Source organism: Bernardetia sp. MNP-M8 (assembly GCF_037126285.1).
Taxonomy (GTDB): domain Bacteria; phylum Bacteroidota; class Bacteroidia; order Cytophagales; family Bernardetiaceae; genus Bernardetia.
In genome coordinates, this window is the sequence record NZ_CP147012.1 from 3,518,510 (window position 1) to 3,531,659 (window position 13,150).

A 13,150-nucleotide genomic window follows, 5' to 3' on the forward strand; every position below is an offset into this window, starting at 1 on the left:
AAACTTAAACTATCTTCTTACAAAGGTTCAAAATCAACTCTTCCATTCTTTCATAACAACCAAACTCTGTAAAATTATAATTTTCTTTTGGTAGTTCTAATTTATTCTCTTCCAAAAAAGTAATATTAAAGTCATTTTGAGCCAATTTTATTAAATATAAAACAAATTGACGCAAACGCTCATCTTTCGAATCTTTTAAATGACGCTGATAATAATTTCTAAAATTATTTGATTCTGAAATAAAATCTTCCATTCCAGTATAAAACAAAAACAATAATTTTATCCAAATTCGGATGATATTATAGCCTGTTTTATCTTTTGTAATTGGTTCGTCGGGAAGTTGTAAGAGTAGATTTTTTCTATAAAAATTAGGTGTGAATTTCTTTACTAGTTTTGGGTCTTTGTCTTCTAAAATCAAAAATAAATAGGCTTCACGCAATCTCCACGAAGATTTGTCCCATTTATCAAGCCTTTCAAATTGTGGCGTTTCAACAACTTCTAATAAAATAAGAGCAGCTTGCTTGTAACCGTGTTTGGGTTCGTTTATTTTTAAAAGTGTATCAAAATAAAGCTCTTGAATCTTAAATTTATTAAAGGCTTGATACGTTGTGAGTTTGGTTGCCTTTTTTATTAATTGTAAGGCTTGTGAAAATTCTCCTGCATAACGATATGTATAAATTTGGGCAATCAAAAGTTCTAAATTGCGTGTGGGCGTATTTAGATGAGGATAAGTCTGAAAATGTTCTTGCCAATCGTTTGTGTTTTTTTGCAAATCTTCTAGTTTGGGTTGGCTTTGTAAAAGACGAGTATTTCTGAAGCGAAAACCATATAATTTAGCAAGTGGATGTGTGTTTTTTTCGTTTTGCTCAGATTTTTTATAATATTTTTCAGTTAGTTTTTCGGCTGCGTATGCTTCTGCTTCCCATTCAGAATATTGTCCGATAAAAAATTTGGTTTTAGCCTGCATCACTTCCCAATAGCTTTTTAGATTATCCAAAAAAATCATTTCTTCTCTCAACTCTTGGGCTTCCAACGTATATTTTTCGGTTTCATTGGCAAATCCTTTTAAGGCATAAATAGTACGAAGTTTACGTACACATTCCCATTCTGTTTCTATCAAATGATATTCTTTTGCCTTTTGGCGAACTCTTTCAATTATTTTTTCGGCATTATGATAGACATTTTGAATGAGTAATTTATCTGCAATAATCAAATACTGATTTGCTAAAAACTTGGTTTCTTCTTGATTAAAAATATCTTTTCGCTTGCTTTTTCGTATCTTTTTTTCAACCTCCAAATCACTAGAAAGCAGAAGCTCAAAAAGTTTGTTGATTAAATTTCTTTTGAGCATCAGATAACGCTTATCAGAAGGCGAAGTTTCATATAAAAAATGAGAAGCCTCTTCATCACTTTGAATAATTCCTTTTGAAACAGCATCAAAGAGTTTTCTCATTTTGGAGTCTCTAGGCAAAACTTGGTCTAAAGATTTGAGAGGATATTTGGAAAGAATAAAAGCGAGTTCAAGGAGTAAATCCATTTTTTTTTAATTTCTAGATTGCTTGTAGAGATACAAATATTATCAAAGTAGAGTTGATTTTAGGGCAAAATTAATGAATATGAATTCTGAATTAATCAAAAAATACAAAATTAAATAGTTGTTAATGTTAAAATCGCTTTACTATTATGTTGTTTTTTATCAAAATTGAAAAATAATAATATGCGATTTAATTAACAATTTGTTCACACAAAATTCAGTAATTATTTTCTATACTAATTAAAAAAAAAGTTACTTGAAGTCTTTTGAGTGTATTTTAAGCTATTTTTTACTTTACAAAGTTCGCATTAACTTCTTAGTAATCAACCCTTTTACTATGAACAAATTAATAACAAAACTTTACGAATTTATCTCATACCTCTAATAAAATATTCTAATTCTTACATAAAAATCACTTTACTATCTTAACTGTTTTTTGATTGCAAGCGCAAAGCAAAGGGACTAGTTTTGGGAATATTAGAATTACAAAAAACATTTTCATAATTCTTATATCCCTTTTACTATAAAAATTTATTTACAAAGTTCCCTTTCCCTTTTCAAAAATGACTAAGAATTTACACTTTCAATTTATCTCTGTTTTATTAATTTTTATTGGCTTTACTTTTTCTGTACAAGCACAAACACCACCTCCTTCTAATCTATCTGGTTCTGCTTTAAGAACTTGGTACAAACAAAATTATCATGATGGAAAACACAATACTTTAGGCTATTCTACAGCAAGAAGATATATGTACAACAATATTGATAATAAAAATAACTCAATTACCTGTGTTTATTCAGGTTTTGTACAGCCTTGGACGTATGGAGGAACAGGCACAAACCCAATGCCTATCAACTGTGAACATACAGTGCCTCAAAGTTTCTTTGGAAAAGCCGAACCAATGGTTTCAGATATTCATCATTTGTTTCCTACTTATGTAGATTGGAATGGTACACGCTCAAATTATCCGTTTGCAGAAATAAATGATTCTCAAACTGAAAAATGGATGTATAATTCTTCACAACAAACTTCTGTTCCCAACTCAAATATCAATGCGTATAGCGAATATGCAAATCAAACATTTGAGCCTCGTGAAGACCAAAAAGGAAATACTGCTCGTGCAATTTTCTATTTTTATACCATGTATCCAACACAAGCAGGTTCAATGAGTCAAGTTGCAGATATTAACGTTTTGTATCAATGGCATTTGTCTGACCCAGTTGATGCTGCTGAAATAGACAGAAATAATAAAATCGAACAATATCAAGGCGACCGTAATCCATATATTGATTATCCTCAAACAGTAGCAATTGCTTGGAGTTTATCTGGTGGTGGAACAGGTGGAGGAGACACAGGTGGAGATACTGGAGGTGGAACGCCACCAACAGGGTCAGAACTGTTTATCTCTGAATATATTGAAGGTTCTTCTAACAATAAAGGTTTAGAAATCTATAATCCAACTTCTTCTTCGGTTAGTCTTTCTTCTTATTCTATTCAAAAACAATCAAATGGTTCTGGAAGCTGGGGTTCTCAACTTTCATTAAGTGGTAGTTTGGCAGCAGGTCAGACGTATGTAATCGTTTATTCTTCGGCTTCTTCAACACTTAAAGCAAAAGCTGATTTAGTGACTTCTTCTAGTGCAGTTACTTTTAATGGAAATGATGCTGTTGCACTCTTTAAAAATAATTCTTTGATTGATGGTGTTGGTGTTTTTAATAGTTCGGCTACTTTTGGAGCGAATGTTACTTTGGTTAGAAAGCCTACTATAACAACTGGAAATACAACATATACAACTTCTGAATGGACTTCATATTCACAAGATACATTTACTTACACAGGAAATCATACAGTAAGTGGTGGCTCAACTGGAGGAGGAGATACAGGAGGTGGAAATACTTCTGCTCCTACAGGTTACTGTTCATCAAAAGGAAACAGTGTTGCCGATGAATGGATTCAACGAGTAGTTTTTGGTTCAATCAATAATACTTCGGGTTCGAATGGTGGATACAGAGATTATACAAATCTTAGCACAACAGTAAGCAAAGGAAGTAGTCAAACAATTACTATTTATCCTGCTTGGGCTGGAACGATTTATAATGAGGCGTATACAGTCTTTATTGACTGGAACAGAGATGGCGATTTTAATGATAGCAATGAAACAGTTTATTCTCGTTCGGCTGGAAATGCTTCCTCTGTAAGTGGAACAATTAGTGTTCCTTCAACAGCTTCAACTGGAACTACTCGTATGCGTGTTGCGATGAAATACAATGCAAATTCTTCTTCTTGTGAAACATTTAGTTATGGCGAAGTAGAAGATTATCATATCAATATTACAGGAACGGCAAAAATTTCTGCTGGTAACAATAATGATAAAAAAAATGAAGAAACGACAATTCAAAATACAGTAAATGAATTTAAAATCTTCCCAAACCCAACTACACAAGATGCAAAACTCCAAGTATCTGTTATTGAATCTCAAGATGTAGTAGTTCGTATATTTAATAATCAAGGAAAAGAAGTTTCATTCCAAACTGTTTTTGTAAATGGAAATGAAGAAATTACACTTCCTACCAATCGCTTGAAAACAGGACTTTATATTGTGGAAATTACAGGAAAAGATTTTCGTTTCACAAATAGAGTGGTTAAAAATTAAGTAATAGCAATTAATTTTAGTGGATTATAAACGCCTTACTTTTTTGAAGTGAGGCGTTTTTCTTGTGCTATTATTTTTATTGAAATTTTTTTTCAAAAAATAAGGTTTGAATTTCTGCTAACAGTCTCTTATCTTGCCTTATTATTTTAGATCTATTTCATACAACAAATTTTAATTTCTTTTTTGTGGGTCAGCGTACTACTATTATTACTATTTTGAGTGTCTTTGGGCTTACACTCTTTCTTATTTTTCTTTTTTTGATACAAAAAGCTGCTTGGCAACAAGAAAATGAGGCTTTAAATGCAGAATTAGATAGCCTTAGAACCAGTAGTCAAAATTTGGCTTTGGAGTTTGAGGAAAAAGTAGAACAAAGACGCATTTCAGATTCACTGATGCACCGAAAAGTATACGATAATTATTTTGATGCCTACGATGCTCAAAATTTTAGATTGTATGCACTCTATAAAGATTCGGAAAGAAGATATGGTTCTTCGTCTAACTTGGCTCGTGCTTTTAATATTGAAAATTCAGAATCAATAAAAAGTAATAGAGTTTTGGGTGAAATGTGGTATATTGTTCCTATCAAGGGCGTGCATTTTGTAGAAAAAAAACAAACTTGGACAAGCATTGCCAAAAAATATTATCACAATTTAAACGATTCTAGCCTACTCAAAACGTTTAATAAGGAACTGAAGCCCAATCGTTTTGTAATTGTGCCTTTTAATTAACTAAATAGAGTTTTGAGACTGTTTATACGTAATTTTTAATTTTTAATTGGTTCTAATGGATACGATTTATACCGATAATCAAATTATTTTTATCTCTTCTCTTGTTCCTGCTTATGCAGTTATTGGAGTAGGTTTTTTTTGTGTCTTTATAGGACTTATATTTTTTAGGAAAATATATAAAAAAATACGTTTTTTTTGGTTGATTTTTGGTCTTACTTTAATGGCTTTAGGAGTAATGGATTTGAAAGTGGGCAAAACAAAGAAAGTAATAATAGACAAAGAACAGTCAGCACTCATAGTTTTGGAACGCAAATATTTTGGTGAAGAAGTCAAGACATCAATTCCTTTCGATAACTTTAGTCATATTGAAGTGATGCGTGATTGGACAATCCGACAAGGAAAACTATTTTCTAGAGAAGAACTTACGCTCAGTATTTCGCTAGTCCGTTGGGGATTGCAACCCATTGAATTAGGAATTTATAGTGAAAAAACGGTTTTGAAAGATTTAGTGAACAAACTTCGAACAACTGTTTCCTTTCCTGTCCATTTGGTTAGCAATCCAGAAGATAAAAGTTATGCAAATTTTTCTAGGCAGTTTCTCAATGCTGATAATGTCGAAATTGCTTATGCATACCCACTCATGGAAATCTCTTTATTGCCAGATTCTGTGCAAATAACAGAGCCTACTTATGATCTTCCACGTCCTATAAATATCAGTATTGTTAGACAAGGAAACGATGATATGGCTATTTGGAACAACACCTATAATGTCTTTTGGATTGCTTTGGTAGGTATTCTGACTTTTGGAGGTTTATTTTTATTACAAAATTGGGTACTTCCCAAAAAAGGATTTGGAATTGCCTTTGCTCTTTTTTACTCCTCTTTTATAATTGCTGGTGTTGTTTGGATAGGTTTTGTTTTGTCAGCCTCATTTAGTAAAACACAGATTGAGTTTAGGGAAAGCAATATTTCATATTCTACTCGTCTTTTTGGGATAAAAGCCTTCGAACAAATAACGCCTAAAGCAGATATCAATGAGCTTTTGCCTATCATGAATTCAGTCAATCCAACTGATGGACAACTAACCATGGTGACAGCACAAGGTTTGGTTTTGATAATGAGTAATATTGTTGAACCTATAGATGCTGTAAATACACTTTTCAAAAAAGCACAAGGCGCACCCATGGATTACCGTATCTTGATTGATATAGAATCATTAACAATGGGAGAACGATTACTATTAGAAAAAGAAATGAGAAGATACTTGACAGGAGAAAAATAATATATTCACCTATAATTTCAAAATCCATTAGAATATCAGTTTTTAGAAATTAGATTGAATCAGTTTTAGATGAAAAACAGTTTTTTTTACATTTGCAAAATTTAGTTTATATTTGTCTTTGATAGATTATTAATTTTAATATTCAAAGATACAGAAAAGTGATTGTATTAGCATTTGCTTGAACTCATTATTTATTTACTATTTATTTTGATAGATTATGGAAAGAATACACATCAAGAATTTTAAACAGATTAAAGAAGCAGACCTTTATTTGCGTAAGTTTAATGTCATTGTAGGCGAACATACTTGTGGGAAAAGTACACTTATGAAAGTAGCTTATTTTATGCATCACTTACAAGACGAAATTATAAACGAAGTTTCTGCTAATGCACCACAGATTTTTAGACACAATTTCTTTGGACGTATGAAACAAGCTGTCCGAATTGCTTTTGTTCATCATTTTGGTTCTACAAGACACTTAGCAGATTTTACAATTGATTATTATACACCTTCTGGCGAGTTAGTTTGTTTTTATATCAATGATAATAATGATTTAGATTTATTTTTTGTAGATGATTTTGGAGATAAAATATTAGATAACTCTTTTGCTGCTGTTGAAGAATTAGTAGAACTCAAAAATAAAGGTTTAGATAGCACTTCGACAGAATGGCAAGAAGTTTTAGATGCGCTCAGAGCTAGATTAAATATTGTTTTTGGAGATAATACACAAGAACTTTATATTCCAAATAATAGAAGTGTTTGGTTTGCTATCGGAAATCGTGTTCAAACGCTTTTTGATGAAATGGAACAAACACTTAAAAGCAAAGGATTTTTACGTTTCGATTCCGAACACGAACTTTTTCATTTGCGTTTTGTACAGCATATCAAAAATAATGTACTTCCTGTTTTTAAAAGAAATGCAACGCTAAAAGATGTATTTTTTGATGTTATGAAATTTAGTACAGATGCAAATCTGACAATAGATTCGACAAGCACACAAATTGCTCAGCTTCTTCAAGGAACATATCAGACAGATACTTTTGGAGAAAAAATATTTTATGAGCTTCCTGAAAAATACGTATATCTTCAAAACGCTTCAACGCATCAACAAGAACTTATCCGTATGATTCAAGATTTGTTTTTGGCTGCTCTTCGTCAGAAACCTGTTTTGCGCTTTATCGAACACCCTGAAGCACAAGTACGAACAGATTTACATGAAACTCTTACTGAGTTTTTGGTTTGGTTTGCTACTTCTCATCCTGAAAATCAACTTGTTTTCTCTACACATTCTTCTCAAATGGTAGATACACTCAACAAAATTGTAGGAAAAGGAAAACTTCTCAAAAGTGAAGATGTAAATGTTTTGACATTAGATGATGGAAATCTAGTTACACTTTCGAACCAAGAAACTGGAAAAGTAGAAGATACTTTGACAGAAAAATATTTAGTATAAGTGTAGAAGATCAAGGCTTTCTTATAAAAACAGAAAAATGCCGTTGTTGGTGTTTTAGCGATAGCGACACCAACAACCACAAAATCCTTTTAAAATAGTTTTGAAAGGATTTTTAGTTTTTATGGAACACAGATTTTACGGATTATACAAGATTAATAAACATTATCACGGTTAATTTAGTAATGTTCATTTTTCCATAGCGACAGGTTTGCAAACCTGTCGCTATGGAAAAATAAGAGTGTTTTGTTTTTCTATAACTAATTGATTATTAGACCTGTAAATAACCGTGATAACGTTTAATACAGATTTTTTTAATAATTTATCAACAAGCCTTTGTTGGAATTTTAATAAAAACAGGATTAAAACCCTGTCCAATTTATAATTCATAGCCTATTTTTGAAAATACATCTTTATAAAAAAACACAAAAGGTTGTTTTTTAATTGAACAGGGTTTCAACCCTGTTTAGTAATGTGAATTTTTCAAAGTGTAAATTTATTCATTTTACATTCCCTAACATAACGATACCAACAAATATTTCTACTTCTATTTATGAAATTCACTGATTTTTCTGATACTATTATTGCTCTTTCTACACCTGCTGGACGTGGTGCAATTGCGCTTGTTCGTCTTTCTGGGGCTGATGCTATTTTGCATACACAGACATTTTTTAAGGGTAAAAATCTAGTAGAACAAAAAACGCATACCGTTCATTTTGGAACAATTAGAAATCCTGAAAATGAAATTTTGGATGAGGTAGTAGTAACTATTTTTAAAGCTCCTAATTCGTTTACGAAAGAAAATGTAGTCGAAATTTCTTGTCATGGTTCTCCTTTTATTGTCAAACGAATTGTTCAGAATTTTTTAGATAATTCGCCTGTTCGTTATGCAAAAGCAGGAGAGTTTACACAAAGAGCTTTTTTGAATGGTCGTTTTGATTTGGCACAAGCTGAAGCTGTTGCTGATTTGATTGCAGCAGATTCGGCAGCATCACATAAAGTAGCTATTTCTCAACTTCGTGGTGGTTTTTCTTCTCAAATAAAAGAACTTCGCCAGCAACTTCTTGATTTTGTTTCTTTGATAGAGTTAGAATTAGATTTTGGCGAAGAAGATGTAGAGTTTGCCGAGCGTGAAAAATTGACAGCCTTAGTAAAAACAATTCAGACAGTTATAGAACAGCTTTTAAGTTCTTTTGAGCTTGGAAATGCTATTAAAAATGGAGTTCCGACTGTTATAGCAGGAAAACCAAATGCAGGAAAATCTACACTTTTAAATGCTCTCTTGAATGAAGAAAAGGCTATCGTTTCAGAAATTGCAGGAACGACAAGAGATTTTATAGAAGATGAAATAAGTATTGAAGGAATTGCATTTCGTTTTATAGACACAGCAGGATTGCGTTATACAGACGATAAAGTAGAATCGATTGGAGTAGAGCGAGCAAGAAAAAAAATGAGTGAGGCATCGCTAATTTTGTATGTAATTGATTTGTCTGAATTGTTTAATGGAAATATTACAAAAGAAGAGTTTTTTACAGAAATAAAGGAAATTGAGCAGCTGAATATCAATACACTTTTTGTTTTGAATAAAGCTGATTTTTGGTCTAAAATTGAAGAAGAAAATAACTTTGAGTGGTACAACAAACTCAAGGAATGGATAGAAAAATCAGCTACTATTTTTACACAAGCCAACAATACAACAGACAAAGAAGATATTGAAAAGCTAAAAATAAAAATTTTGGAAGTCATTCAAGCTGATAGTTTCCATGCAGGCGATACGCTCGTTACCAATACACGCCATTACGAAAGTCTGAAAGGTGCAAGTTTTGCATTAAAAGATGTTTTGAATGCCTTAGAAATGGGTTTCTCAGGCGATTTGCTTTCTTTAGATTTGCGAACAGCCTTAGAACATCTAGGAGCAATTACTGGCGAAGTTTCAAACGATGAAATTTTAGGAAATATATTTGGTAAGTTCTGTATAGGAAAGTAAGAGCATGAAAAAAACGATTTGAGAAAAGTATAAATTCTCAAATCGCTTTTTAGAATATAGAACATGATTAGCAAATCTTATTCAATAAGAAACTTTCCATAAAGAGGAAAATGGTCGGAGTCAAAACTTTCTAATCGTTCAAACTCTACAACTGAAATTTTTTCAGTAACATAAAAATGGTCTAAAGGCCATCTCAAAAAATAAGAAGTTGCATCAAAAGTATTATATAATCCTCTACCAATTCTGACATCTTTCAGTTTTGTGTTATCTTCTCCAAACAAACGTTCTGTTCTGCCCCAAGCCAAATCATTAAAATCTCCTCCTACTAACGACGGATAGTTATCTTTCTTTACTAAATCTGCTATTCTAAGCAATTCTTTTTCTTCTTTTTTATTCTCCTCTATCATTTTCATTTCTCCTACATTATCAGGGTATTTGTCGCTTGGCATAGGAGCTACTGGATGTACTCCATAAAACTTAAAAACTTTTCCTGATGGCAGTGTTACAAGTGCATGAAAAGAAGGAACTTTAGAAAGATTCAAATATTTTATTTCAGAATCTTTCAATGGAAATTTTGAATAAAGAGCCATTCCATAGGCATTATCTAATGGTATCTTCATCGTATGAGGGTATTCTTTTTCCAAACTTTGTAGTTCTTTTACCCACCAATCATCTACTTCCATAGCCAATATCATATCTGGGTCTGCTTTTTCTATTATTTCTAAAAACTTAGAAGAGTTTTTGTTAGTAATAAGGACATTTCCCAAAAGTATTCCTACTGTATTTTTTTCATCAACAGATATAGTTTCTACACTTGGAACTTCCTTAGACCACAATAGATAGGGAGCCATTACACTAAGTTGAATCAAAACTGCTGAAATAAGTCCTGTAAGTAAAAGAATAGTAGGTTTGTTCCAACGAAGTTTTATAATGACAAAATAGATAAGTATGATAATAGATAAAATAAACTGTATCATTCTAGGAAAGTCCAATACCTTTAAATACCACCTTGGAATATCATAGATTAAAGATAAAATGCTAGAAATAATAATGAGTACGCTAAGCACAATAGCTATGTAAAATGCTCCTTTTCTGAGGTTACTGTATGTTTTGTTCATATTTTCTGTAAAGAAGATTAAAAAATAAAGGCAAATTGGAATGAAACCAAGTATCTCTAAAAAAACTTTTTTACAAAAAATAGTGAATAGGTAAAAAGTAATTTAGATTCTGAAGTTTGCCCTATAAAGTCATAAAACATACACACTACCCATAATGTTGTTGATTTTATTTTTTACAAAAAAAAATGACTTGAGAAAAATATAACTTCTCAAGTCGTTTTTATTTATTATTACTATTTATCGTTCTCTTTTTATTCTGGTAATAATGTAAATTTTGTTTTTTTGTTGGCATTCATTACTCCTTTTGCTTCTAAAGACATAATTCCATTATACGAAATCCATCTTCCCTTATCTATCGAAAATTCAGCAATTGCTTGATGATTAAATCTCATCATTGTATCTTTTTTTCCATCACTTTCAAAAAAACTAGGAGAATTAAAAATGCCATTTACATATTCTTCTACGTTATATTTTAGCACTGCAATCCTTTCTCCATCTATCATTTTTATATCTACTAAAGTAACTTCGTTTATCTTATAAGCACTATCACACTCAAAATTTTGATCATTGGTAATAAAATTCACATCAAGTTTCCAAGTATCTCCTATACTTACAGGTTTATTGGGCAATTCAAATAAAACAGAGATTAAATTCTTTTGTCGGCTTTGAAGCCAAAAACTATGAATTTCTCCTGTTTCAAGTACAGAGCCACGTAATACAACACCTTTATTCATCGCACTCATCATTCTAAGAATAGTCTTTGTTCCTCTGATCGTATCATTTTCAATTTCTGAATCAGATTCTCTATTATACATTTTCATCTGAATGTCTATAACTCCTTTTTGTTTTTTATGTAAAGTTGTGATATAATCCATATCAGCTACTACCTTATTTAATTGATTAAATAATTTTTGTGATTCTGACAATCCTTCTTTCTTATTAGAAGAAAGAGAATTGAAAAGACTTCCAAAATCCATTTCCATATAAGAACTATCCATTTCTTTCATAGCTGTCTTATAACTGAGTTCTTCATTTTCTTGAATTTTCCATCTCAAATCAACACTTTCTTTGTCTTGAGCAAAAGCTGTAATTGGTATGAGAGTAAGTAATACTATTAAGATATTTTTCATTTTTCTTAAAGTTTAATTGCAGTATTTAATTAATAATTGATTGACTTCTTTTCCATAATTTTTTTCAAAATTTAATGATTTGGCTTTATTCAAATATTCACACCCCTTCTCCATATCTTTTTCATCAATGGCAATTATTGCAAGGTTACGATATGCGTATGAGTTAGTAGGCTTGATAGCTAAGGATTTACTAATAATCTCTTTTGCTTCTTCACTATTGCCCATATTATGCTTATTCAACCCATAATTATTTAAAAATAAAGCATCTTTATCATTATAAATTACTTGAAAAACTGAATCAGCTTCTTCATATTTTTTCAACATGGAATAGCAATAAGCTAAATTCATTTCATTCTGAGCTTTTGGATTTAATGCTTTCACTTTTATCAAATCTTTCAATGCACATTCAAAATCTTGTGAAGCAAAACATACCTCAAGTCTTTTCTGATAATACCACCAATTATTAGTTTCGATTTCGATAGCTTTATCAAAGTTATTTTTAGCTTCTTCAAATTTGCTTTGGCTATAAAGAAGTTGTCCTTTATTAAAATAACCACTTGCCATTTGAGCAAACTCTTTAATTGCTCTATCATAATAGAAATGAGCACTATCAACTTGTTTTAAAGAAACATAACAATTAGCAAGATTTACTAATGCCATACCTAGTTCTGGTGCATCTGTAGTTGCAATTTCTAAAAAAAGTGGTTTTGCTTGTAAAATATCTTTCATCTCTGCATAGGTATTAGCGATCCAAAATTTTACTGCTATAGAAGGATTTTTCTTATACTCTTTCTGAAACTTCTTTAATGCTTTGTCATACTCTTTGTTAGCAAAATAGCTTTGACCTTCTTGCATAGTTTTGCTTGCCTGTTGTGCTTTAGCCGAAAAAGCAAATAAACAGATAAACAGTAACAACATATAGAAAACGAAATTATATTTTTTCATTTTATGAAATAGAGTTTGATAGGTTTTGACTTCATTATAAAAAACAAAAATACTATTTAAATTCTACTTTCCATTTTTTAATAAATGAAAACACCTTTTTAACCTGTAAGAATATCTATTTGAAACTGAACCAAGCGTTTTGAAATCCTTTTTAATGAGTTCTATCAAATCCTCTTCAAACTCTTTATTTTCAATATAAGCACAATTCATTTTTACAAATTCAACTATTTTTCATAAACCTGCCCTGCTGACGATATATAAATCAGAGTAAATTTAATCAAAAGGGAAATAGAGATAAAATGTCTATAAAAAAACCTTCACT

The 13,150-nt window shown here is 31.0% G+C and carries 9 protein-coding genes; 5 read left to right on the forward strand and 4 right to left on the reverse strand.

Features of this window, described 5'->3' with window-relative positions:
* Positions 1-4 precede the first annotated feature (4 nt).
* The gene (locus tag V9L04_RS14355) at positions 5-1,537 is read right to left on the reverse strand and encodes a hypothetical protein (protein ID WP_338790532.1); all 1,533 of its coding nucleotides are present in this window, start codon (positions 1,535-1,537) and stop codon (positions 5-7) included.
* A 560-nt stretch (positions 1,538-2,097) separates the two neighbouring features.
* On the opposite strand from V9L04_RS14355, the gene V9L04_RS14360 reads away from it, so the two are divergent.
* The 5 genes from V9L04_RS14360 (at position 2,098) to mnmE (ending at position 9,635) form a co-directional block, all read left to right on the forward strand.
* On the forward strand, positions 2,098-4,188 hold the full coding sequence (locus V9L04_RS14360; protein ID WP_338790533.1) for an endonuclease: 2,091 nt from the start codon (positions 2,098-2,100) through the stop codon (positions 4,186-4,188).
* Between the two features lie 185 nt (positions 4,189-4,373).
* Positions 4,374-4,916 (forward strand): hypothetical protein, encoded by a 543-nt coding sequence (locus V9L04_RS14365; RefSeq protein ID WP_338790534.1) that lies wholly within the window; start codon positions 4,374-4,376, stop codon positions 4,914-4,916.
* Between the two features lie 55 nt (positions 4,917-4,971).
* Positions 4,972-6,198 (forward strand): hypothetical protein, encoded by a 1,227-nt coding sequence (locus V9L04_RS14370; RefSeq protein WP_338790535.1) that lies wholly within the window; start codon positions 4,972-4,974, stop codon positions 6,196-6,198.
* A 217-nt stretch (positions 6,199-6,415) separates the two neighbouring features.
* The gene (locus V9L04_RS14375) at positions 6,416-7,651 is read left to right on the forward strand and encodes an AAA family ATPase (RefSeq protein ID WP_338790536.1); all 1,236 of its coding nucleotides are present in this window, start codon (positions 6,416-6,418) and stop codon (positions 7,649-7,651) included.
* Positions 7,652-8,201: 550 nt separating this feature from the next.
* Positions 8,202-9,635: a tRNA uridine-5-carboxymethylaminomethyl(34) synthesis GTPase MnmE gene (mnmE, locus tag V9L04_RS14380; protein ID WP_338790537.1), complete on the forward strand. Its 1,434-nt coding sequence runs from the start codon at positions 8,202-8,204 to the stop codon at positions 9,633-9,635.
* Between the two features lie 77 nt (positions 9,636-9,712).
* On the opposite strand, the gene V9L04_RS14385 is transcribed toward mnmE, so the two are convergent.
* The 3 genes from V9L04_RS14385 to V9L04_RS14395 form a co-directional block, all read right to left on the reverse strand.
* Positions 9,713-10,753: an endonuclease/exonuclease/phosphatase family protein gene (locus V9L04_RS14385; protein WP_338790538.1), complete on the reverse strand. Its 1,041-nt coding sequence runs from the start codon at positions 10,751-10,753 to the stop codon at positions 9,713-9,715.
* 251 nt (positions 10,754-11,004) lie between these two features.
* A complete protein-coding gene (locus tag V9L04_RS14390) occupies positions 11,005-11,883 on the reverse strand; it encodes a hypothetical protein (protein ID WP_338790539.1) in 879 nt (292 codons plus the stop codon).
* A 12-nt stretch (positions 11,884-11,895) separates the two neighbouring features.
* Positions 11,896-12,828: a tetratricopeptide repeat protein gene (locus V9L04_RS14395; RefSeq protein ID WP_338790540.1), complete on the reverse strand. Its 933-nt coding sequence runs from the start codon at positions 12,826-12,828 to the stop codon at positions 11,896-11,898.
* Positions 12,829-13,150 lie beyond the last annotated feature (322 nt).